21 protein-coding genes and 1 pseudogene are annotated in these 21,672 nt (G+C 68.4%); 6 read left to right on the forward strand and 16 right to left on the reverse strand.

Annotation, left to right across the window (positions count from 1 at the left end):
- Nucleotides 1-6: 6 nt before the first annotated feature.
- A pseudogene (locus ACFPZ3_RS65555) lies at nucleotides 7-240 on the forward strand (IS256 family transposase); the annotation flags it as partial.
- A gap of 142 nt (nucleotides 241-382) precedes the next feature.
- On the opposite strand, the gene ACFPZ3_RS65560 reads toward ACFPZ3_RS65555, so the two are convergent.
- Together ACFPZ3_RS65560 and ACFPZ3_RS65565 are read right to left on the reverse strand one after the other, a co-directional pair.
- Nucleotides 383-1,198 (reverse strand): SDR family oxidoreductase, encoded by an 816-nt coding sequence (locus ACFPZ3_RS65560; RefSeq protein WP_379524486.1) that lies wholly within the window; start codon nucleotides 1,196-1,198, stop codon nucleotides 383-385.
- 68 nt (nucleotides 1,199-1,266) lie between these two features.
- Complete coding sequence (locus tag ACFPZ3_RS65565) at nucleotides 1,267-1,863, reverse strand: TetR/AcrR family transcriptional regulator (protein ID WP_379524487.1); 597 nt, start codon at nucleotides 1,861-1,863, stop codon at nucleotides 1,267-1,269.
- 126 nt (nucleotides 1,864-1,989) lie between these two features.
- On the opposite strand from ACFPZ3_RS65565, the gene ACFPZ3_RS65570 reads away from it, so the two are divergent.
- Entirely contained in the window at nucleotides 1,990-3,189 is a 1,200-nt protein-coding gene (locus tag ACFPZ3_RS65570) for a cytochrome P450 (protein ID WP_379524488.1), read from the forward strand.
- A 35-nt stretch (nucleotides 3,190-3,224) separates the two neighbouring features.
- Nucleotides 3,225-3,683: a hypothetical protein gene (locus ACFPZ3_RS65575; protein WP_379524489.1), complete on the forward strand. Its 459-nt coding sequence runs from the start codon at nucleotides 3,225-3,227 to the stop codon at nucleotides 3,681-3,683.
- 152 nt (nucleotides 3,684-3,835) lie between these two features.
- Here the strand turns inward: ACFPZ3_RS65575 and ACFPZ3_RS65580 are convergent, their stop codons facing one another.
- Both ACFPZ3_RS65580 and ACFPZ3_RS65585 read right to left on the reverse strand, forming a co-directional pair.
- Nucleotides 3,836-4,330, reverse strand: coding sequence for a Dabb family protein (locus ACFPZ3_RS65580; protein WP_379524530.1), 495 nt, complete (start codon nucleotides 4,328-4,330; stop codon nucleotides 3,836-3,838).
- Between the two features lie 57 nt (nucleotides 4,331-4,387).
- Entirely contained in the window at nucleotides 4,388-5,470 is a 1,083-nt protein-coding gene (locus ACFPZ3_RS65585) for an MBL fold metallo-hydrolase (protein WP_379524490.1), read from the reverse strand.
- Between the two features lie 341 nt (nucleotides 5,471-5,811).
- Here ACFPZ3_RS65585 and ACFPZ3_RS65590 point away from each other — a divergent pair, with 341 nt between their 5' ends.
- Entirely contained in the window at nucleotides 5,812-6,279 is a 468-nt protein-coding gene (locus ACFPZ3_RS65590; protein ID WP_379524491.1) for a MarR family winged helix-turn-helix transcriptional regulator, read from the forward strand.
- An 83-nt stretch (nucleotides 6,280-6,362) separates the two neighbouring features.
- Here ACFPZ3_RS65590 and ACFPZ3_RS65595 read toward each other — a convergent pair whose 3' ends face one another.
- From ACFPZ3_RS65595 to ACFPZ3_RS65610, 4 genes are all read right to left on the reverse strand, one after another.
- Nucleotides 6,363-6,659, reverse strand: coding sequence for a hypothetical protein (locus ACFPZ3_RS65595; protein WP_379524492.1), 297 nt, complete (start codon nucleotides 6,657-6,659; stop codon nucleotides 6,363-6,365).
- 78 nt (nucleotides 6,660-6,737) lie between these two features.
- Nucleotides 6,738-7,904: a hypothetical protein gene (locus ACFPZ3_RS65600; RefSeq protein WP_379524493.1), complete on the reverse strand. Its 1,167-nt coding sequence runs from the start codon at nucleotides 7,902-7,904 to the stop codon at nucleotides 6,738-6,740.
- Nucleotides 7,901-8,431 (reverse strand): RNA polymerase sigma factor, encoded by a 531-nt coding sequence (locus ACFPZ3_RS65605; protein ID WP_379524494.1) that lies wholly within the window; start codon nucleotides 8,429-8,431, stop codon nucleotides 7,901-7,903. Before ACFPZ3_RS65605 ends, ACFPZ3_RS65600 begins: the two co-directional genes overlap by 4 nt.
- 274 nt (nucleotides 8,432-8,705) lie before the next feature.
- Nucleotides 8,706-9,350 (reverse strand): TetR/AcrR family transcriptional regulator, encoded by a 645-nt coding sequence (locus tag ACFPZ3_RS65610; protein ID WP_379524495.1) that lies wholly within the window; start codon nucleotides 9,348-9,350, stop codon nucleotides 8,706-8,708.
- Nucleotides 9,351-9,546: 196 nt separating this feature from the next.
- Between ACFPZ3_RS65610 and ACFPZ3_RS65615 the strand changes: the two genes are divergently transcribed.
- Nucleotides 9,547-10,545: a substrate-binding domain-containing protein gene (locus ACFPZ3_RS65615; protein ID WP_379524496.1), complete on the forward strand. Its 999-nt coding sequence runs from the start codon at nucleotides 9,547-9,549 to the stop codon at nucleotides 10,543-10,545.
- Between the two features lie 446 nt (nucleotides 10,546-10,991).
- On the opposite strand, the gene ACFPZ3_RS65620 is transcribed toward ACFPZ3_RS65615, so the two are convergent.
- Genes ACFPZ3_RS65620 through ACFPZ3_RS65630 form a run of 3 tightly spaced genes read right to left on the reverse strand, consistent with a single transcriptional unit; the run spans nucleotide 10,992 to nucleotide 12,731 of the window.
- On the reverse strand, nucleotides 10,992-11,813 hold the full coding sequence (locus ACFPZ3_RS65620; protein ID WP_379524497.1) for a hypothetical protein: 822 nt from the start codon (nucleotides 11,811-11,813) through the stop codon (nucleotides 10,992-10,994).
- Nucleotides 11,807-11,965 carry a hypothetical protein gene (locus ACFPZ3_RS65625; RefSeq protein ID WP_379524498.1) on the reverse strand — a complete coding sequence of 53 codons (159 nt, stop codon included), beginning with the start codon at nucleotides 11,963-11,965 and terminating at the stop codon, nucleotides 11,807-11,809. Before ACFPZ3_RS65625 ends, ACFPZ3_RS65620 begins: the two co-directional genes overlap by 7 nt.
- Nucleotides 11,966-11,999: 34 nt before the next feature.
- Complete coding sequence (locus tag ACFPZ3_RS65630) at nucleotides 12,000-12,731, reverse strand: SDR family NAD(P)-dependent oxidoreductase (protein ID WP_379524499.1); 732 nt, start codon at nucleotides 12,729-12,731, stop codon at nucleotides 12,000-12,002.
- A gap of 162 nt (nucleotides 12,732-12,893) precedes the next feature.
- Here ACFPZ3_RS65630 and ACFPZ3_RS65635 point away from each other — a divergent pair, with 162 nt between their 5' ends.
- Entirely contained in the window at nucleotides 12,894-13,757 is an 864-nt protein-coding gene (locus tag ACFPZ3_RS65635) for an AraC family transcriptional regulator (RefSeq protein ID WP_379524500.1), read from the forward strand.
- 5 nt (nucleotides 13,758-13,762) lie between these two features.
- Here the strand turns inward: ACFPZ3_RS65635 and ACFPZ3_RS65640 are convergent, their stop codons facing one another.
- Genes ACFPZ3_RS65640 through ACFPZ3_RS65660 form a run of 5 tightly spaced genes read right to left on the reverse strand, consistent with a single transcriptional unit; the run spans nucleotide 13,763 to nucleotide 21,580 of the window.
- Entirely contained in the window at nucleotides 13,763-15,907 is a 2,145-nt protein-coding gene (locus tag ACFPZ3_RS65640; protein WP_379524501.1) for an alpha-galactosidase, read from the reverse strand.
- Between the two features lie 34 nt (nucleotides 15,908-15,941).
- A complete protein-coding gene (locus ACFPZ3_RS65645) occupies nucleotides 15,942-16,802 on the reverse strand; it encodes a carbohydrate ABC transporter permease (RefSeq protein ID WP_379524502.1) in 861 nt (286 codons plus the stop codon).
- Entirely contained in the window at nucleotides 16,795-17,724 is a 930-nt protein-coding gene (locus tag ACFPZ3_RS65650) for a carbohydrate ABC transporter permease (RefSeq protein WP_379524503.1), read from the reverse strand. Before ACFPZ3_RS65650 ends, ACFPZ3_RS65645 begins: the two co-directional genes overlap by 8 nt.
- Entirely contained in the window at nucleotides 17,721-18,977 is a 1,257-nt protein-coding gene (locus ACFPZ3_RS65655; RefSeq protein WP_379524504.1) for an ABC transporter substrate-binding protein, read from the reverse strand. The genes ACFPZ3_RS65650 and ACFPZ3_RS65655 overlap by 4 nt, the downstream gene beginning before the upstream one ends.
- 44 nt (nucleotides 18,978-19,021) lie before the next feature.
- Entirely contained in the window at nucleotides 19,022-21,580 is a 2,559-nt protein-coding gene (locus tag ACFPZ3_RS65660) for a glycoside hydrolase family 97 catalytic domain-containing protein (protein ID WP_379524505.1), read from the reverse strand.
- Nucleotides 21,581-21,672: the final 92 nt, after the last annotated feature.

Raw genomic sequence — 21,672 nt, forward strand, 5'->3', positions numbered from 1 at the left:
CGGCCGTCCACCTTCGCCACTGTCCGGCACCGCACCAAGGTCACCAAGGGGCCGGGCTCACGCGCTGCCGGGCTGGCGATGGCCTTCAAGCTGATCGAGTCGGCTCAGGCCCGCTGGCGGGCGGTCAACGCACCTCACCTCGTCGCCCTGGTCCGCGCCGGATCGACATTCCGCAAGGGCAAGCTCATCGAGCGACCCGAGGAGGCACCGGCTGCCGAGGAGGGGTCGGCAGCCGCCTAAAGATCTTGATCCACAGGTATTGATTGCTCCAGGTCATCGGTGCGAACCCGATAGACCTGGACCGGGTCAAGGGACTGGCCGGGGTTGTCGCCGGTGGTGAGTGCGGCCAGGGCGCCGGAGGCGGTTGCGGTAACGGCTGGTCCTACGAATTGGCGGAACGAGACGTGGCTTCCCACTCCGACCATGTTTGCAGCCGCTGCTGGTACACGCGCTGGGCGACGTCGTACGCAATGCCGGACAGCAGCAGGCGTAGCGGTGGGTTTTCGGCGTCCACGGCGGCGAACACAGCCGCGGTGGTGGCCTCCGGCCCTGGCGCCTGGTAGCCCTGTTGCCCCTGGGCCCTGGCGTCGCGCATCGGCTGGTAGGCCGGGTTGGGTTCGGAGTGGACGGCCGAGGAGCCGGCCCAGTCGGTCGCGTAGCCGCCCGGTTCGATCAGGGTGACCTTGATGCCGAAAGGCGCGACTTCTTGGGACAGGGCTTCGGAGAAACCTTCGAGCGCCCACTTCGAGGCGTGGTAGATGCCCAGGCCGGGGAACGCGGCCACCCCGCCGATGCTGGAGATCTGCACGATGTGACCGGAGCCCTGCTCCCGCATCAGCGGGATCGCCGCCTGGGTGACCCAGAGGGCACCGAACACATTCGTTTCGAGCTGGGCGCGAGCCTCGGTCTCGTTGATCTCTTCCAGAAACCCGAAGTGTCCGTAGCCGGCGTTGTTCACGACGACGTCGAGCTTGCCGAAGTGGGCATGAGCCCGACCGACCGCGGCGATGGCCGCGGCACGATCGGTCACGTCGAGCGCGATGGGCAGGACGGCGTCGCCGAACTTGTCGGCAAGGTCATTCAGGGTGTCGATGTCGCGGGCGGTGGCGGCGACGCTGTCCCCGCGACGCAGGGCCGCCTCGGTCCAGCTGCGGCCGAAGCCGCGCGAAGCACCGGTGATGAACCAGATCTTGCTCATGGGCGTGTTCCTTCCGCACCGCGGGCCGCGCGGCGCTGACTGGTGGTATTCGGTTTCGGGATTGCCGGTCAGGTCCGGTCGGGTCCCAATCCGTTGCTCGCCTGCGCGAAATTGTCCTTGGCGAGTTCGAACAGACGATCGAATCCATCGTCGGGTGACCACGCCATGTAGGCCGTGGCCATCACCGCCTTGGCGACGTTGACCAACAGAGCGCTCCTTACCTCCTGGCCGGGCGGCGTGCGGGACGCGACCCACTCCTGCAGGTCGGCGAAGAAGCGTTCGCTGTGGTCGCGGGTGGACTCGGCCAATGCCGGCGACGCCGCCTTCAGTCGCTGATGCAGCGCCATCTGATCGGAGAACATGGACAGGTACCGGAGAAAGACTTCCTGCAACGACGTCCACAACGGCTCGTCAGCCGGACGGTCGCGCATCAACGCTCGCCAGACCTGGGGTCCCTGCGGGTCCGGATCGAAGACGATGGCTTCCTTGGACGCGAAGTAGTTGAACAACGTGCTGCGTGAAACCTCCGCGGCCGCGGCGATCTCCTCGACGCTCACCGCCTCGTAGCCGCGCTCCTCGAACAGGTCGAACGCGGCGGCACGGATGGCCCGCCAGGTTTCGCGCTTCTTTCGCTCCCGCAAGCCCAGGACTTCCTCGTCTGCCACGCCAGCAGGGTACGGGAAATCTGGACTTCGTGCAACATTGGACGAAGTCCATGATTCTGCTACCGTTGCGGTCTAATCGGATGGCACATTCCAGTTAGCTCGAGAGTTTGGCAAAGGGAGGACCACGTGTCGGAGACCGAAGCGACCTTTCCGCCGAAGCGGTGCCCGTTCGGCGGACAGCCGGAGTATCAGCGCCTGCGGGAACAGGAAACCATCAGCAAGGTGCCCACCGTCGACGGCGGTACCACCTGGTGGGCGACAAACCGCGCCGACGTCAAGGCGATCCTGGCCGATCCCAGGTTCAGCTCCAACCGCCACGACCCGAAGTTCCCGGTGCTGCTGGCTGATCCGGCGGCCCGTCAGCAGAATCGGCGCCTGACGCCGTCGATGGTCACCATGGACGGCGCCGAGCACGCGGCGGCCAGGCGGGCGGTGATCGGCGAGTTCACCGTGAAGCGGCTTGCCGCGTTGCGACCGAGGGTCCAGGAGATCGTGGACGGCTTCATCGACGAGATGCTGGCCACCGAGGAGCGGTCGGCCGACCTGGTGAAGGCGCTATCGCTGCCGGTGCCGTCGCTGGTGATCTGCGAACTGCTCGGCGTGCCCTACGCCGACCACGAATTCTTCCAGGCACGCAGCGCAAAATTGATCAGCGGGATCGGTCCGGCCGCCGAACGGCAGATGGCAATCGACGAACTGCGCGCCTACCTCGACCGGCTGTTGATCGCCAAGGAGGCCGAACCCGGCGACGACCTGCTCAGCCGGCAGATCGAGAAGCAGCGCGCCGAGGGCGACCTGGACCACGAGCACCTGATCGGCCTCGCCTTCCTGCTGTTGATCGGCGGCCACGAGACGACTGCGAACATGATCTCGCTCGGCGTCGTCGGCCTGCTGGACGACCCGGCCCAGCTGGCCGCGATCAAGGCCGACCCGGACAAGATCCCGATGGCCGTCGAGGAGTCCTTGCGGTACTTCTCGATCGCGGACCCCATTCCTCGGCTGGCCACCGAGGACGTCGAGGTTGGCGGGGTGACCGTCAAGGCGGGGGAGGGCATCATCGCCTCCGCCCTCGCCGCCAACTTCGATCCCGGCGCGTTCACCGACGCCGCCGAGTTCGATGTCGAGCGGGGCGCCCGTTCGCACGTCACCTTCGGCTACGGACCGCACCAGTGCCTCGGCCAGAACCTCGCCCGGCTGGAGCTGGAGATCGTCTTCGAGACGCTGTTCCGCCGGATTCCCGAGCTGAGACTGGCCACCCCGATCGAGGACATCGCGTTCAAGGACAAGGGCGTTTACGGCATCCACGAGCTACCGGTCGTCTGGTAGCGGACAACATCCCTGGAGAGTCGGAGGGCTGGCAGATGCGCATCAACACCGAGCTGTTCGGTCCCGGTCAGACATTCGTCTGGAGCATCAGCGGCAAGGGCGGCCTGACCACCACGTACCTGATGGAGGGCCCGGTGGCGCCCCGCGAGCCTGTGCCCGCCCCCACGCCGAAGAGAATCGAGCCGGAGTTCCGCATCGCGACCGACAAGGGCCGCTCGCTAGAGGGGTTGCGGGTGGAGGAGAAGACCGTCGGCGAGGTTTTGCCCGAGCTAAGGAGTCGTGGCAAGAAGGTCATCTTCGCGATCATCTCCATCCCGCCGGGAAACCCCGGGGGTTACGGCATCGACCGCACACAGGAGGAACCCGTCGGCAACCATTGGGCCGTCTGGGAGGCGGAGGAGAACGCCAAGGGAGTGATCCGTCTGCTCGTGACGGAGCACCGGCTGAACAAGAACCCCGTCTACGGCGGACCACGGGACGCGGTCATCAAGTAGTGAAGCGGACCCGGAGTCCTCGTGCCCGAAGAACGGGTGCCTCCGGAATAGGGCACAAACGGGCCGCGCTCTTGATCGCCGGTCGTTAAAATCTTGACTTCACGCTGGTTGGTGAGAGTCAGGCGCCCGGCCTTGGTGGCGCCGCGGCGTCTCTAGACGTGCACGTCGACGACAACCCAGGACGCGTGGTTCTTCCAATGGGCGATCGGGGCTTGGTGCGCGGGGTGGTTTAAGAAGCGCATGAACGCCTCGGTGCCGTCGAAGAGGCTGTTCAACGCCCAGTCGTAGGTGCCGGGGAAGCCGTCGAAGGTATGCCAGCCGACGTCCCAGTGGCGGACTTCATGGATCTGCTTGTCAAGGTCCTTCACCAGTTGCATTCGGGCCTCCGCCTCGGCGGAGTCGCGGGTGACTCTCTCGTTGAGCTTGAACAGGACGATGTTGCTGTACTCAGGCGTGGCGATCAAGACGCCGTCGGCGGCGGCGTTCCTCTCGCGCAGGTCGACTACCGAAGCCGGGGCCCGGCCTCGAGGTCGGCGTGGAAGAACGGAAGCGAGCCGACGCCGTCGTAGAACTCGATCTCGACGTCCCTCGGGGACCTGCTGCTGCGCGACCCGCACCAGCACGGTGTTCGTGGAGGCCTTGCGCAGTCCCCCGGAGGAGGATCTTGATCCTCCTTTCGCTACTCCTTGCGTTTGAGTCGTCCGTCACGGCCGGACGCCGAAGGGGCCGAGGATCCCGCTGTCGATGCGCAGGGACTCCATGAGGGTCCATGCGTTGTCCATGGTGAAGACGTCGGCGGCGGCGAGGCGGCCGGTGTACTTCGCGGTCACGGGGGCCGCCGCGGCCTGGGCGACGGCGTCGAGGAAGGTCTTGAAGATGGCCCAGGAGTTGCCTTGGGCGCCGTATTCGGCGAAGTACGGTGTCGGATCGACGGAGGTGATAGCCGCCCGGGTGCTCGCCTCCAGGTCCTTCATGTACTGGATCTGCAGCTCGCCGTCGGCGCGGGTCCCGAGGCGCCCGAGGTGCCCGCCGACGAGTGTCTGCCACGGGTAGTCCATGGCGATGCTCTGCGCTTTGACCCAGTCAGGAATGTCCTGCGAGACGGCCAGGTTCTTGAACGGCACCCAGCCCGGGAACAGGACATCGACCACCATGAGCGTGGTGTAGTCCGGGGCGTGGATGAAGATGTTGCCGGGGGCATGGTTGGGGCCGTGGTACTCCAGCTGCAGGGTTTCTCCGCCGACCCTGAGCCGGTAGCTGTCCCGGAACGTCACCGTGGGACGCGGCCGTTTGGGATCGGCGGCGCGAGCGAGCAAGCCCGCTGTCTCGGCCTGCGCGATCCGGACGGTGTCGCGCCCGAACAGGCCGGCGGCTCCGATGTGGTCGGCGTGGGAGTGCGAGTAGATCAGGTGGGTGACCTTGCTGGGCCGACCGTTGGTGTTCGTGACCTTGCCGATGGCGCGCAGCAGGTTGTGGCCGATGGTCGGCGGCGCGTCCACGAGGACGACACCCTGCCGGGTGCTGAGGAACATCGCCTGGTAGCTGCTGTCGGTGACCCAGTACAGATTGCCGGCGATCTGACCGACGTGGTAGCCGTCGGCGTTCAGCGCCGGGCCGAACGCCTCAGCTGGGATCGGCGCGTAGTCGGGCAGGTCCGACGTATCCGCGTGAGCGGTGCCGGTCAGGACGCCGCCGGCGATACTCGCCGCCGCCGGGATGGCCAGCGTTGTGGCCGTGCGCTTGAGGAACATGCGGCGGTCGGTTGGTAACTGTGTCGATCGGGCCATGATGGTCAATTCCTTCGTGCCGTGCAGGACAGGGGCCCCGGAGCCTGGCCGGGATTCGATTGGATGGGGTGCCGGTCTGGCTTCAGCGGCAATAGCCAATCTAACATATTTACCTGCGCAAGCAAGTAACTGTATGTGTCCGATCTGCCGCAAACCTCAGATGGTGCAGGCGGCGACGGCTCGGCCCGTCCGCAGCTGGGTCAGCGGCAGTTGCAATGCAGTGCACGGACATTCACATGGGCGGCGACGGGGCCGGCAGGAGCTTTCCTGGTGAGGGAGGCAGTCGATCCCGGCCTTTCATAGCGGAATTAACTGTCTGCAACAGCAAGTACGCTGTGAGCATGACGGACGGCATCACCGCGACGCCCCAGCCACTGGACGCTCTCGAAGAGCCTGCGTGGCGGGACCTCGCGCGCTTCTTCGTGATTGCGCCGCGGCTCCTCGACGAGGACCTACAACGAGGAGCAAACATGTCCCTCAGCACTTACAGCGCCCTGACCCACTTGTCCGAAGCGCCTGATCAGACACTGCGGATCACCGAGCTCGCCAATCGGGCCTACCTGTCAGGCAGCAGGACGACGCGGCTGGTGGACGAACTTGCCGCCGAGGATCTCGTCATCAAGAGACGTTGCGTCAACGACGCGCGAGGCGTCGAGGTCATTCTCACTGCGAAGGGAATGGGAACCTTGCAGCGGGCCTACCCGGTGCACCTGCGTAGCGTGCGGGCGCGCGTTCTCGACCACATACCGCGTTCCACGCTGCCCGTCGTTGCTGAGGCAATGCAGGCGCTCGCCAAGGCGCTCGGATAGCGGTGCAGGCGGAGCGCGGAGCGGCGGCTTCGACGGGGGTCACCGCTGGCCTGATCCTGTCCGACAGCTGAGCATCTTGAGGGTCAGATCGACAGCATCAAAGGGTACGCGTCCGGCCCCAGTTCGAAGCCGCGCTCGCGCTGGCCGGCCAGATCAAGGCCCACGCCCCGCACTGCCGGGTCATCTTCACCGTGTACGAGATGAAGGGCCTGGGCCGCGACGCCGCCGAACTCACCGCCCACGGCCTGGTCCTGGAGATGCTCGCCGGACCGCTGCCCGGCATGTACGACCCCAGCGGGCCCGGCCGCCTGCTCTCCGCCTTCTTCTCGGCGATGGCCGAGACCGAGCGCCCTGGTCGCCGGGCCGCCATGATCGCTCATGTACGTGATAATCATCACGTACATGACTTGACGACTTCCTGTAGGTTCAGGGGTTGACCGCCGAGTGGATGTCGGGCCTCAGCCGACGCAGTCCTTCTGGTCGCTCTGAGTGGGGGCAGGACACCCCTCGGGAAGCGGGGCGGGGGTGTCGGTCCAGGCGGCTCGCTGGTAGACGAGTGCGTGGTAGACGGTTCCCGCAGGCAGGCCCGCGGCCCCTTCGCTGCCCGCCGGGTCCTGCGACCAGGGCTTCACGACGACGTTCTGCAGTGCGAGTAGCCGGCCGCTGGATTCCTCCACGATGAGTTGCTGCTCGCTCTGTCCGTCCCTCATGGCCTGGGTCCATCCGATGCCGATCCCCAAGCGTCCCTCGGCATCGGGGATCCGGCCAAGGGCGCGGGTGCCGGGCAGGTTGGCCACCATCCGGTAGAGGGCCCCGCGGGTGCCCGCTGAGATCGGGGCGTGCTGGAGCAGGTCCAGGGAGATGTCGAGGAGCCAGGAGTCCTTCGTGGGCAGCGAACTTCCCGCGGGCGGTGTCGGCCAGTCCTTCATGGTCTCGCTGTAGGCGGGCCAGAACGCCAGCAGGCGTTCGCGCAGCGCGTCCGGTTCCTGAGGCAGATCGAGCAGCTCAGCGGCGGGAAGCGTGAGCCCTTGATCTCCGTAGGGCCAGGTGCCGGGCATGAACATGAATCTCGTGCGTCCGAGCGGAGCAGTGTCGTTCTTGCAGTCGGTGTCGTTGCCGCACAGCTTGGGCTTCCCCGCTCGCCGCCACGCCTGCTCCTCTTGTCCGGACGCCGGCACGGTAGGCAGGCCGCGTTCGGTGAGCACGGGGAGCGTCGCCGGGTCGCGCGGGGCCCATAGGCCGGTCTGGACCCGGGTCTTGATCCGGTACCGGTTGCCCGGTGCGCCGATGATCTCCTCGCCTAGGATCAGGCCGTCGGTGTACCAGAACCGCCCGGGTGTCTGCTGCTGCGCTGCCGCACTGCGGGCCGCCATGTCCAGCGCGTTCCCGGCGGGATGTGTGGCCACCTGCCCCGTGGAGACGCCGGGGTCGAGCAGGCGGGGGAAGGCCAGCGCCCCGATCACGGACGCTGTGGCCAGCGACGCGGCGACCGCCCCGACCCACCGTGCGCGGCCCCGCCGCACCGGCGGGAGCAGTTCCTCCATCCGCGCCCGGGGCGACCCTGGCAGGTCGAGGTCGGCGGGCCGGGCCGCCGCCAGCAGATCGAGCGCGTTCTTCCGCTTCACTTCTCCTCCTCCGGGACGAATGCGGGCCGGGGGCCGGCCGCCGTCACGTTGTTCATGGCGGCCTCCAGCCGCCGGCGGGCCCGATGCAGCCGGACGAAGAACGCCGATCGCGAACTTCCCACCACCGCGGCCGCCTGCGCCGAGGTCAGGCCGTGCCACGAGACCAAGGTCAGCACTTCTTTGTCCGCGTCGCTCAACGTGGACAGGGCTTTCATCGCGGTGGCCCGTTCGGCCACCTGGTCGGCCACGTCCCCCTCAAGTTGCTCGGTCCAGCCGCGCAGCGCCTCGTCCAGCGCCGCCTGCCGGAGCTCGTCGCGATAGAACTCGCGGATCACGTTGTGCGCCACACCTAGTAACCAGGGCAAGGGCGCCTTGGCCGGGATGACGTCCCGCCGCCGCCACACGACCACGAACGTCTCGCTGACCACCTCCTCGGCCAGCCGGCGACCACATCTGCTCACCGCGTACGCGTACACCCGGGGGCGGTACGCATCGAACAAAGCGGCGAACTCATCATCATTCAGCACATAGGCTCCTTCTTTGGCCCTTACATCAGGTAATGGTCAAAGGCGGATCAGTCTTACAGTCACTGCGGAGATCGTTCCCTCGCGAACATGCCGCGGGCCGTGAGCCGTCCCCACGCTGCAAGGCGTTCCATCGTGAGACCGGTGTGCAGCGAGCGGGTGTCGGGGCAGGAGACGTGATATTGCACCACCGTCGGCTTCGCCCTCGGCGTCTTCATCACCGCCCTCATGCGGAGCCGGAACGCTGCCCGCGATCCGGAGGCGGCAGCACCCGCCGTCAACGGGCCGGGGCTTCGCATTGCGCCCCGCCGCCCAGCAACACGGTGACGTCTTCACTGAACCCGGCCGTGTCCGTGAGGCTGAACGCCACGCGCTGGAGCAGGTAGCCATGGAGCAGCCCCATCACCACGCGGGCGCTGTTCTCGGGGTCTGCTGTGATGGGGACGGCGCCCGCCTTCTGACCGCGGCCGAGCGCTGCGGCGATGCTGCGGCGCACCACTTCGAATCCCTCCACGGCAGGGGTGCGTACAGCCTCGTTGCGCAAGAGCTCGGACCAGGCCTGCACGGCGCAACGCAACAGCTCCTCCACCGATACGGAACGGCCGGTGGCGTCGGTGACGGTGTCCACGCTGAGCGCTTCAAGCGAGGCGGCCACCAGTTCGGCCACGGAGGCGGCTTCGCTGACCGCAGCCAGACGCTCGACCGGTCTGAAGACAAGCCCGAACGCGTCCTCGGCGATAGCGAGAATGATCTCCTCCTTACTCGCGAAGTACCGGTAGGGTGCCCCGGCCGACACGCCTGCTTCCGCGGCGATGTCGGGCATGGATGTCTGGTGGAACCCGTCGCGGGAGAAACAGCGGCGCGCTGCCGCAACGATCTCCGCGCGCTTGGCCTCGCGCCGCTCCGGTGAAATGCGTGGCACCGTCTACCTCCCGTAAAGTAAATGATCATTCATCTTGGCGAGGACGTCGCGCAAGTCCATCATAAAAGTGAAAGGTCATTCACGGAAGTGCTCGTGCCGTTCGAGTGACAGAGTCGCTCCGGGGTATGGCCGGACCGGCATCCGCCGCCGCCACGACGCACCGCCGTGGCGGCTCACCAGCGCAAGGAGCAAGCCTGTGGCCTCCCTCCACGTGGACATCGCAAGCTTTCGCTACGACACCACCCGTCCGCTTTTCGACGGCACCGTGGCCTTCGGCGGCCTCGACGCGACCCTGCACACCGCGTCCACCATCCCCGAAATCTTCTCGGGTCTGACAGCCGGCCGATTCGACGTCGCCGAGTTCGGTCTCACCTACTACCTGCGAGCACTGGATGCCGGTGCCGGACTCGTCGCTCTGCCGGTGTTCCCCAACCGGGTGTTCCGGCATTCCTGCGTGTTCGTGAACACACGCAAGGGCATCCGCGGACCGGAGGATCTCATCGGCCGGACGATCGGCGAGTTCGGTATGTACGGCCAGGACTCGGGCGTCTGGGCGAAGGGCATCCTGTCCGACGAGTACGGCTTCGCGCCGGAGAAGAACCGCTGGATCCTCGGCGGACTTGAAACGCCGTTGCCCGCCCCGTTCGAGTTCACCACGCATCCACACCCCGACGACGTCGAGATCACCCTCGCTCCCGCCGGGCGCACCCTGGCCGACATGCTCGACCGCGGCGAGATCGACGTCCTGTTCAGCGCCAACGCGCCGACGCCCTACCTTGCGGGATCACCGAACATCGCACCCCTGTTCCCGGACCACGAGGCGCGCGAGCGTGACTGGTACCGCCGCACCGGCATCTTCCCGATGATGCACACGATCGCCACGTCCCGCGGACTCCTCGAATCCCATCCCGGCCTGGCCCAACGCCTCTACCAGGGCTTTTCGGAGGCCAAGAACGCCGCTGCGGAGTCCTACCGCGACATGCGTCGGCTCTACCAGGTCACCACGATGGTGCCGTGGATGAACGACCTGTTCGAAGAGAACCACAAGCTGTTCCCGCACGACTGGTGGCCCTACGGCGTCGACTCCAACCGCACAGCTCTTGAGACCTATCTGCGCTACCACGACGAACAGGGACTGTCCGCGGTGCCGCGCACGGTCGATGAGCTGTTCGTCGCAGAACTGAGGAACACCTGAGTGCGGGACGGTGCTTAGGTGGAAGGTCAAGCAGACCAAGGCAGGCGGTTCAGGGAGCCGCGTCCGGGTTCGTCCCGGTCCGGGCCGCCGCGATGGAGGCCATGATCCTTTCCGGCGTGCCGCACACGGATGCTTCCACCCGGACATGGACACGGACGGTGTTTCATGGGTCCTCGCTTATGAAACAAGCCCGAACGGCTCACCTGTCGTTGGATGGCCCAGCGGTCAAGCTGAGTCTGCTCGGCGATCGCGGTCAGCATCGCCGCGACGACCCGTTCGTCGGCACGCCCGGTCGGCGACAACAACCGCGAGAACCGGTGATCCACCAGCGCCCACAGACCCTCACGCTTGTAGCCGCGCCGCATCGTTCGGCGCAGGCCATTGCTCTCAGGCGCCGAGCGGGTTCAGTGATGTTCGGCGGCCCTGGCCGAGGGAGTTCTGTACGGTCATCGGCTCATCCGTTCCGCGGCCACCACGAGCCGCCAGGTCAGTTCACCGGATGAGGGGACGACCGCCGCCTCACCGGGCCCGGCTTCCGCCAGGTCGAACACGGCGCCGAGCATGGGTTCCACCCCGACGCTGCGATACGGCGCGCGTTCGGGAAACCCGCCGAGATTACGCCACAGGGCGGTACCGACCGGGACTCCCGATGGTGTCTCCAGCCGCAGGTCGAGGAAGTCGGCCTGGTCCTCAACCCGCACGGCGGCGCACCCCAGCACGGCGCCCACGGCCGTGCCGTCGTCGGGTCCGAACCGGTCGAGTTCCAGCCCGAACGGCGCGGGCCAGTGCCCATCCAGGTGGGCGGCGCCGTACGGCCAGAAGGAGCCCAGCAGCGGCGCCGCCTCGGGGAAGATCCGCACCGGCGTTCCGTCCGGAGCGACGAGCCGCGCCTTCTCACTGAGATCGAGCAGCGCGTGAGCGGCCCAGAGGAACCTGAACCCCGGGTCCGCGGACAGCCGGTAGGTCGCCACGACCGCGCCGGCCTCGTCGCCGATCGTGCGGATCAGCTCGAATCCGTCGCAGCTCACCGTGCTCCGGGCCGGGGTGCCGGTCCAGGGGCGGCTCCACGCGTCACCGTGGTCGGGCAGCCCACGGACCGTGGGCACGCACTCCTCGAGACCGCCGGCGTCGACGAACTCCGAGCCCGGGACGACCGCGGACCTGGCGGGATCGGGCCGCGCCCACAACCATTCGCGGCCGCCTCCGGACAACGACGTCCACCGGCCTCCCCGAGCCAGGTCGAAGCGCGCCGACAGGGGAATCACCACTCGGCCGTCCCGCCGTCGTCATGTCTCCAGACCGGGTTGCGCCATGTGTGTCCCGCCTGGTCGGCGCGTCTGACCGCGGCCTCGTCGATCTCCACCCGGCAGAACAGCCAGCGCGGCGGCACGAGAAGGGTCTCGATCCTGGTGATCTTCATGCTTGCCGCCGAATGTCGATTTCGCGCCTGTCCGTCATGCCGAGTCCTTCACTGCCGTCCAGCCGCCGTCGACCAGGAGGGACGCACCGGTGACGTACGAGCTCTCGGCGCAGGCCAGGAACGTCACCGCGGCGGCCACCTCCTCAGGCCGGCCGAACCGCCCGGCGGCGGTGGCCGCCACGCTTCGCCGGCGGTCCTCCTCGCCGATGCCGTCCCAGACGGGAGTGAGGATCGGCCCGGGGATCACGGTGTTGACCCGCACCTCCGGGCCGTACTCCACGGCGAGCTGCCGGCCGAGCGACACGAGCCCGCCCTTCGCGGCCGCGTACGCCGGATGCCCGGGAAGCCCCACCAGCGCGTGTACGGAGGAGGTCAGCACGACGGCGCCCCGGCTCTCCTTCAGCAGCCCGGCGCATGCCCTGACCGCCAGATAAGTGGCTTTCAGGTTGACCGAGAGCTGCCGGTCCCAGTCATCCTCCGGCAGTTCGTGCGCCGGAGCCCGCACCACCGTGCTGGCATTGCTGTGCAACACGTCCAGCCGCCCGAACTCGGCCCGCGCCGTGTCCGCGATCCGCCGCCAGGTCTCGGCGTGGGAGACGTCACCCCTGACCGCCAGCAGGTCCGGCCGGTCGGGGCTCTGGTCGGTCAGGTCCACCGCGATCACGCGTGCGCCCTCGCGCAGAAAGCGCTCCACCACCGCGGCCCCGATGCCGGAGGCGGCGCCGGTCACCACGGCGACCTTGCCCGGCAACAATCCTCGTCCCAATGTCTCCACCTTGTCGCTTCATCAAGTGACGCTTCCGGCTGACCGCTGATCGGCGGCGCTTCACAAAGCGTCGCCGCCAGTCAACACGTGCCCACCGGTCGCTGGGAATGTCTGATGTGTGAGATCACCTGGACGATCCGATGCATATGCCATACTGACCCGATGCCGATCCAGGAAGGGTTCCGCAACCAGCGGCTGACCGTCGTACCGCGCCGGGTCGTGGCCGAGGCACACTCCCGCCCGGTGACCCGGCGTCTCATGGTCACCGACACCGGTTACTATCCGGCAGCCGCAGACCACCTGATGAGACGGCCCAGCGGCATCGACGAGGCCATCCTCATCCTGTGCACGACCGGCATGGGGTGGGCGAACATCGAGGGCGTCCAATACCGCGTCGGATCGAACGCGGCCCTGGTGATCCCGCGCGGCACCCCGCACGCGTACGGCGCGTCCGCGGACAACCCCTGGACGATCTGGTGGTGCCACCTGCGCGGCACCGATCTACCCGAGCTGATCAAGGAGATCGGCGCCGGCGCGTCCAGGCCGGTGGTCTCCATCCGGCGGCTCGATCGGGCCGTTGCCCTGCTCGACGAGATCGTGACCACCCTGGAGCGGGATCATTCGCCGGCCAGCCTGATGGGCGCGGCGGGCGCCGCGTGGAAGCTGCTGACTCAGATCGTGGTCGACCGTGCCATGCCGACGCCGGGCGACCCGTTGCAGCGCGCGATGGCCTACCTGACCGAGCGACTGGACACCACCGTACGCGTCGCCGACCTGGCCTCACTGGTAGGCGTCTCGCCCTCCCACCTGAGCGCCCTGTTCCGCCGCGCCACCGGCGGCGGGGTGCTCGCGCACCACACGGCACTCCGAATGGCACATGCGCGCAACCTCCTCGACACCACGGACACCACCATCGCCGACATAGCCCGCGAGGTCGGCTATTCCGACCCGTTCTACTTCTCCCGTCACTTCAGGCGAATGCACGAGGCCAGCCCCACCGAATACCGCAATCGGGCGAAGGGCTGAGCAGGCTACACCGCCGTCGCCCGCAGCAGCACCGATCGATCGACGTCCAGGGACGGCGCTTCGACGCCGACGAGCCGCAGCAACCGCCCCGGCAGGGTGACGCCGGCGTACTGCCACGGCGGCGGCACGGTGCCGGGAGCGGGAACCGACCCCGGGTAGACGGCCTCGACCGTGTAGTCGCGCGTGTCGTCCAGCCCCGGGAACCGGATCCGTCCCGGCGGCCAGGTGGCCGGGCGCTCGACGACGCTGAACGCGTAGAGCGCCTTGGCGCGGTCGACCGAGACGACCCCCTCCAGCCGGTACGCCGCGTCGGCGAGGTCGGCGTGGACCACTTCGCCCGAGTGCAGCAGGCCCCGGTGCTCCTTGTGGAAGGCCACCCACCGCGCCAGCGCCGCCCGGGTCTCGTCGTCCGCGGTGAGCAGATTCGTCTCGACCCCCAGGTGTCCCCACAGCGCCTTCTCCGCGCGATAGTCGAGCGGATGGGTCCGGTGGGTGGTGTGCGACTCCTCGGCCCCGATGTGCGTGCCCTGCATCTCCGGTGGGACCAGCAGCCCCGTCCAGCGCTGGATCTCCAGCCGCTCGTGCGGGTCGTTGCAGTCACTCGGCCACACCCGGTCGGTGAACTCCAGGACGCCGAGGTCGATCCGCCCGCCTCCGCTGGCGCACGATTCGATCTCCAGCCCCGGGTGGGCGGCTTTGAGCTGCGCCATCAACCGGTACACCTGCTCGACCTGGGTGCGCACCCCCGGACGGCCGTCCGGAACGTGGCCGGCGTCGAGCAGGTACCGATTGTGGTCCCACTTGATGTAGGCGATGCCGAGCGAGCCGACGAGTTCGTTCATCCGGTCGAACAGGTAGGAGTACGCGCCGGGATGACCGAGGTCGAGCACGTACTGGTAGCGGGAGGGCAGGCCCGGGCCGTGCCCCGCGTCGAAGATCCACTCCGGGTGACGCCGGGCCAGCTCGGAGTCCAGGTTGACCATCTCCGGTTCGAACCAGAGCCCGAAGTCCATCCCGAGTTCGCGCACCCGGTCGGCGAGCGGTCGCAGGCCCTTCGGCCAGACGGCGGGGTCGACCGTCCAGTCGCCGAGCGAGCTGGTGTCGTCGCGGCGGCCCAGGAACCAGCCGTCGTCCAGGACAAACCGCTCGGCGCCCAGCTCCGCGCCTCGTTCGGCGAGCCTGAGCAGGGTGTCGAGGTCGTGCCGGAAGTAGACCGCCTCCCACGTGTTCAGCACTACTGGCCGGGGCGAACGAGGGTGTCGCGGCCGGGACCTCAGGTGCCGGTGGAAGCGCCCGGCGAGCTCGTCCAACCCGGCCCCCCACGACCCGTACTGCCAGCGGCTCTGGAACACCTCACCCTGCCCGAGCACCACCTCGCCCGGCAGCAGCAGCTCTCCCGCGGCGAGGTGCCGCGTGCCCGCCGGGGTCAGCTCGGCGGCGAGCACCTGGTTGCCGCTCCACGCCAGGTGGGTCGCCCACACCAGCCCGTCCCGGAACCCGAACCCACGCTCGCCGGCGAACAGCAGCAGCGTGTGCTCCAGCCCCGGCTTGCCGCCCCGCGAGGCCCGCACCCACTCCCCCACCTGGAACGGGCGCCGCTGCGGCACGCGTTCGAGCGCCCAGCGACCGGTCAGGTCGAGCAGCTCCGTGGCCTCCGGCGGCACGGGCAGGGCCAGTTCGAGAGAGGTCACACGGTACGGAGTCGCCCGCTCGTTCGTGATCCGGGCCCGCTGGCGGACGAGTCCGCTGCCGGCGAGCACCTGGATCTCGATGTCGATCGCGAGGCCGTACTCGGGGTCGTGCGCCCTGCTGCGGAGCACGGGCCCGCCGGCCTCGTCGCCGGCCTCGTCGCCGGCCTCGTGCGTCGCCGCGCGGAAGCAGGGCGCCCAGCGGCGGCCGTCACTGTCCCCGACGAGCCCCGGGCGGCCGAGCCAGCCCTCCGCGAGCTGGGCGAGCACCGGGACGGGCTGGGGGTAGGTGACCGGACTGTCGCCGATGGCGGGCAGCGCGGCCCGCTGGAGGTCCGCCAGGGCGCGGGAACCGAGCTCGCCGAGATCCGGCCCCCAATGCAGGATGCGCGGAAGCCGTCCGCCGTCGACGGCGACGACGAGGCTGGTGCCTCCCGCGCGCAGATGGATCGGTATGTGCATGTCTTCGCCGTTCCGTTGTTCCATGGGTGTCCCGTCATCCCTTGAGGCCGCTGTTCGCGATGCCCGCGAAGAACTGGCGTTGCAGCAGTAGAAAAACGATCACGAGAGGTATCGAGCACACGAACGCGCCCGCCATCAGGGTCGGGTAGTCCGTGCCGAACTGTCCCTGCAGTCCGGCCAGACCCACCGGCAGCGGCCGGTTCTGCCCGGAGGGCGAGACGATCAGCGGCCAGAGCAGGTCGTTCCACGAGTAGAGCCCCGTCAGCACGGTCAGCGCGGCGAGCATCGGCCTGACCATGGGGAGCATGACGTACCAGAAGATCTGGAACGGGTTGGCGCCGTCGAGCCGGGCCGCCTCCTCGTAGTCCTTCGGCAGGTTGAGGAAGGCCTGCCGCATCAGGAAGGTCCCGAACGCCGAGAACAGGCCGGGGATCGCCAGAGCCGGCAGGGTGTCCAGCAGCCCCAGGTCGCGGATCAGCCCGTACTGGCCGATCAGGAACAGCTGGCTGGGCACCATCAGCATGGCGACGAACACGCCGAACAGCGCGTTACGCCCGCGGAACGGCATGCGCGCGAAGCCGTAGCCGGCCAGCGCGGCGACCGCGACCTGCCCGGCGACCCTTAACACCAGCGAACCGGTGGAGACCGCGAACATCGACCAGAACGGCACTGTGGAGAAGAACGTCTCGAACGAGTGCGGGTCGAACCCGTCAGGCAGGATCGTCGGCGGGATCCTGCTCACCTCTGAGGTCGTCTTGAAGAGAGTGAGGATCTGCCAGACGAACGGCACGACCATGATGACGGCCGCGATGATCAGCGCCACGTGGATCGGCCAGGTGGCGGTCGTTTTCTGGCGTCCTTTGCGTGGTGCTCGGCGGACGGCGGGCTCAGCCATAAAAGACCCAGGATTTCTGAAGACGGAACTGCAGAGCCGTGGCGATCATGATCACGATCAGCAGCACGATCGCGATCGCGGCGCCATAGCCCTGGTCGAACTGCACGAACGCCTTCTCGTAGAACAGGTAGACGATCGTCTTGGAGTCGGCGAGGGCGGTGTTGTTCACGCTGCGCAGCATGATGAAGATCAGGTCGAACATCTGCAGGGCGGCGATCACGGTGAGGATCGTGACGAAGAAGATGCTGGGGCTGAGCAGCGGCACGGTGATGGCGAAGAACTGCCGGACGCGACCGGCGCCGTCGAGGGCGGACGCCTCGTAGACGGCCTTCGGGATCGCCTGCAGCCCGGCACCGAGGATGATCAGGTTGATGCCGAGGCCCATCCAGATGCCGACGACGCCGAACGCGTAGATCGTGAACCGGGGATCGGCCACCCAGTACGCGCCGTCGATGCCGAACCACGACAGCACATAGTTGAGCAGCCCGAAGTCGCCGTTGTAGATGAACCGCCAGACCATGCCGATGGCGACGGGCAGGGTCACGACCGGCAGGAAGAACAACACCCGGTAGACCGTGCGCCCCCGGCCGGCCTGCTCGATCAGCGCGGCCAGCACGACCGCCAGGGGGATGCCGAGCAGGACGATCACGGTGTAGAGCGCGGAGTTCCCGAACGCCTTCCAGACCTCGCCGTCACCCAGCAGGGTCACATAGTTGTCGAGCCCCACGAACTCGGCGGGCCCGAACGCCGGCACGTCCTGGAAGCTCTTGACCAGTGTGGACAGGAACGGCCACAGATACAGAGCGACCAGGCCGATCGTGGCCGGGCCGATGAACGCGAGCGCCCACCACACGCTGGACTGATTGCCGCCCGTGCGGCGGCCGGCCGGTCGCCGCACGGGCTTCGCTGCCACGTTCGTCATTTCTTGGCGAGCACCTTGTCGACGGCGTCCTGATATTCCTTCGCCGCGACCTGCACGGGCTTGGCGCCCTCCCATGCCGGGCTCAGATACTGCGCCGAGAGACCCTGCCATTCGGCCGCGTTCCCCGCGACCGGGAGCGGCACGCTGTAGTCGATGGCGTCGATGAAGACCTGGAGGTGGAACTCCGGCATCGAGTCGAGCCACGGCTGCTGCGTCCCCTTGAACGCGGGAAGCACCGTCCCGGTGGCCGCCTGGATCTCGGCCGCCTTGGTGCCGCCGAGGAAGGCCAGGAACTTCTTGAGCTCCTCCGGGTGCTTGCTGCCGGCGAACCCGGCGTTGCCGATGCCGCTGGTGACGGTGGCGCGCTTGACGCCCTTCGGCAGCGGGGCGACGTCGATCTTGCCCTTCAGGTCGGCGTTCTTGTGGAAGCGCAGCGCCCAGTACGCGCCGGAGAAGTACATGGCGACCTTCTGGTTCTCGAACATCGAGACCGCCTCGGTGTCCGACAACTGCTTCAGCGTCGGCGACGAGCCGGCCGCCTGGAGGTCGGTCCAGAACTTCAGGCCGGCCACCCCCGCCGGTCCCGCGAAGTCGGAGGCTGTACCTTCCGCGTTCACGATGCTGCCGCCGGCCTGCAGGATCGTGTTGTAGTAGCCGCCCTGCGGGTCGATCGGCGCGGCGATCCCCCACACGCCCCCGGCCTTGTCGGTCAGCTTCTTGGCGGCGTCCTGCACCTCCTGCCAGCCCCACGTGTCATCCGGGTACTTGACGCCCTTGGCATCGAACAGCGCCTTGTTGTACCAGATGCCGTTGGTGTCGAAGTCCTTCGGCAGCGCGAACGTCTTGCCTTCATAGGTGTAGGAGTCGGAGACGGCCTTGGGGTAGGCGGTCATGTCGATCCCCGAGGACTTCACCGTGTCGGACAGGTCGACCAGCGCGCCGCCCTTCGCGTACTCGCGGAAGTGGTCGGCCAGCATCCAGAACGCGTCCGGCGCGGTGCCTCCGGCGACGCCCACCTGGAGCGTCGACCAGTACTCGGTCCACGGCAGCGTCTGGATCTTGACGGTGATGTTCGGATTCTGCTTCTGGAACTCGGCGGCGATCTGCTCCATCGCGGGAGCCTGGTCCTCGCTCCAGTTCGCGTAGGTGAGGGTGACCTTCTCATTCGACGTGCTGCCTGATTCGCCGGAGCAGGCGGTGAGGAGGGTCGCCGCCACGGTCATGGCCAGAGCGGCCGTCCATTTGTGCTTCATGATGTTCCTCGTACTTTGTGCGCCGGTCGTCGCCGGCCGGGGGGTTAGCGGTTGACGGATGTGACGTGGACGGTGGTGTCGACCCAGTCGACGTGCACGCCGACGTCGTCGGGACCGGCGGCCTCGCTGCGCAGGCACAGCGTACGGACCCCCTGGATGTCCAGGTCGAAGGTGGTGACGGGCTTGCCCGCCGCGACGACTGCGGCGAAGATCTCGCAGTCGTCGGCGAGGACGCTGACCCTGGCGTGGCCGGCGGACTCGTCGTCGACGCCGACGGCGCCGGTGCACAGCTCGGCACGCCCGCCCAGATGGAAGCGCGCCTCGGAGTATGGCGCCGTGCCGAGGCCGCGCTCGAACTCCTGCCCGGCCACCCGCATCGGCCCGCCGTCGCCGGGATTGCCGCCACCGTTCGACTGGTCGCGCTCGACGGGACCGTCCTCGTTGACGAACGCGATCATCGGCAGCTCCGACACCGCGTACTCGCCGGGCGTCAGAGGGCACACCACTCGCGCGTGCGCGACGACGGGGACCGTGTCGTCCGTGCCGTCCCGCTCGACCGTCACGACACCGAGCCGTCCGGGGCGCAGCCCTGGTACGGGGCGCACGGCCCAGCCGGTCTCGGAGACCCGGGCGGCGGTCCAGCCCGCCGGCAGGCGCAATCGGGCGTCGGCGTCCGTCGTGATCGTCGCGGTCCCGTCCGCGCCGAGCTCGGCGATGGGCGGGTGCACCACGGGGGCGGGATGGTGCGGCCGGGGCGCGGCGCGGAAGACGTCCGCGCCCGCCGGCGCGACGATGGCGGAGAAACCTCCGTCGCGGGCCACGGCGACGTCGATGGCGTCCGTGGCGGTAGTCTCCCTCTCGGCGAGGCCGGTCGCCTGCGCTCCGCCTGTCACGGTCGCGGAGTCGGCGACAATCCACACCTGGGCGTCCGGTCCCGCGCCGAGCCGGTCCAGCGGCACGTGGATCACGCGCGCGTCACCGGTGGCGATGCCACCCAGGAACCACCGGTCGCCGGCGCGGCGGCCGATGACCGCGTGCGTGTCGGGATCGCCCGCCAGCAGCACCGTCTCGTCCCAGACCGGCGCCAGCTCCGCGAGGAACCGGGCCGCCGCCGGCCGCGCCGCATACGCGTCGACGTGGTCGGCGAAGTGGGTGATCCCGCATTCGAACGCCACCGAGAGCCCGAGCTCATGGCCGTCACTGGTGGTACGGCCGGCGGCGCCGAAGGCGACGGGGGTTGCGTCCATCGCCCCGACGATGTTGCGGGTGAACGGCTGGATGACATTGTGGGCCGCGGTGAGCGCCTGGTTCTCGAAGAACACGTAGTACTCGGCGCCGCGGATCGCCTCGTAGCCGATCACCTGCGGGAACGTACGCATCCAGCCGCGCGGGATGACCGAGCCGTGGAAGTTCACCATGAGACCGAGCCGCGCGGATTCGGTGAGGATCGTGTCGTACCAGCGATAACGGTCCTTCGACTCCGACTCCATGAAGTCGACCTTGATCCCGGCGACGCCCCAGGAGCGCCACAGCGCCAGCTTGCGCAGGTCCTCCGGGCTGTTGAGATCGCGCCAGATGGTCCACAGATGCACCTGGATGCCGCGGCGGCTGGCATAGGCGACGATCTCGGGCACCCAGGTGTCCTCCCAGCCGCAGTCGATCAGCAGGTGCTCCCAGCCGAGGTCGGCGGCGACGTCCACGAAGTGCCGCTGCTTGGCCAGTTGCGCGCCCGAGTAGAAGTCGGACCACCATGACCAGGCCGCGCGGCCGGGGCGTACCCAGGTCGCGTCCGCCAGCTCGGGCGCGACGGCCGGCGCCAGTTCCTCGACGAACAGCGAGGACACGAGCTCGGCGAGGGTTCCGACGAGGAAGACACGCCAGGGCGTCACGACGCCGCGGGCGACCTCGACGGCGTCGTCGGCCAGGGTGAAGCGCAGCTCCCGGCCGCCTCCCGGCGCCGACCCGCCCGGGCCGTCCGGGCCGCCCTGCGGTTCGGGCTCGCCCGCTCGCACGTGCGCGCCGGCGAAGCGGCCGTCGATCCCGGATTCGGTGATCAGGAGATGGGTCGTCCCGTCCAGGCGGGTGAGGAAGGGAAGTCCGTACGCACCGCTCGCCAGCTCGGCGGTGTCCACGCCGAACCGGGGCGTTTCGTACCAGGTCTGGTAGTCGAGGACCCAGCTTCGCGACCCGGCGGGCAGGGTGACGGCGGTGCGATCCCCCGTGACGCGGGTGGTGCCGTCCAGCGCGGGCAGGGCGTAGCGGATCGCCACGCCGTCGCGCCCGACGCGCAGGATGACCTGCCACTCGACACCGCCGGGCGAGCGGAACGCATGCACGCTCTCGTGGTGCTCGTAGTCGTGGTCGCCGGCGGACTTGCCGGAACGCAGGGCGAACCGATCGCGAACCGTACGGTCCGCGACGTGCACGAGCTCCGCGTCCGTGCCCAGTTGCGTGCCGTCAATCGAGAATCCGAGCGGAACTCGGTCGAGGACCGTCTCGTCGTTGCGGGTCACGGTCAACTGCACGCCGTCGTCCGTGTTACGGATCCAGGCGTTCACCGAGCCCCCGCTCGTCGTTCGGCGGGTGCGTACATCGTCGCTCAACACGTTCTCCATCGGATGCCGTCGGCTTGTTCACGTGGCAAGGACCTGCCATCACCAGGGATGTCACAGGTCGCGTCATCCTCGGCCACTGG

This window comes from Nonomuraea insulae, from assembly GCF_042656245.1.

Coding starts and splice junctions, on each gene's coding strand:
- ACFPZ3_RS65645 (WP_379524502.1), bottom strand. CDS start 16,802: ATGGCTGAGCCCGCCGTCCGCCGAGCACCACGCAAAGGACGCCAGAAA.
- ACFPZ3_RS65655 (WP_379524504.1), bottom strand. CDS start 18,977: ATGAAGCACAAATGGACGGCCGCTCTGGCCATGACCGTGGCGGCGACC.
- ACFPZ3_RS65575 (WP_379524489.1), top strand. CDS start 3,225: ATGCGCATCAACACCGAGCTGTTCGGTCCCGGTCAGACATTCGTCTGG.
- ACFPZ3_RS65640 (WP_379524501.1), bottom strand. CDS start 15,907: ATGCACATACCGATCCATCTGCGCGCGGGAGGCACCAGCCTCGTCGTC.
- ACFPZ3_RS65585 (WP_379524490.1), bottom strand. CDS start 5,470: ATGGCCCGATCGACACAGTTACCAACCGACCGCCGCATGTTCCTCAAG.
- ACFPZ3_RS65625 (WP_379524498.1), bottom strand. CDS start 11,965: ATGAAGATCACCAGGATCGAGACCCTTCTCGTGCCGCCGCGCTGGCTG.
- ACFPZ3_RS65650 (WP_379524503.1), bottom strand. CDS start 17,724: ATGACGAACGTGGCAGCGAAGCCCGTGCGGCGACCGGCCGGCCGCCGC.
- ACFPZ3_RS65635 (WP_379524500.1), top strand. CDS start 12,894: ATGCCGATCCAGGAAGGGTTCCGCAACCAGCGGCTGACCGTCGTACCG.
- ACFPZ3_RS65590 (WP_379524491.1), top strand. CDS start 5,812: ATGACGGACGGCATCACCGCGACGCCCCAGCCACTGGACGCTCTCGAA.
- ACFPZ3_RS65560 (WP_379524486.1), bottom strand. CDS start 1,198: ATGAGCAAGATCTGGTTCATCACCGGTGCTTCGCGCGGCTTCGGCCGC.
- ACFPZ3_RS65595 (WP_379524492.1), bottom strand. CDS start 6,659: ATGAGCGATCATGGCGGCCCGGCGACCAGGGCGCTCGGTCTCGGCCAT.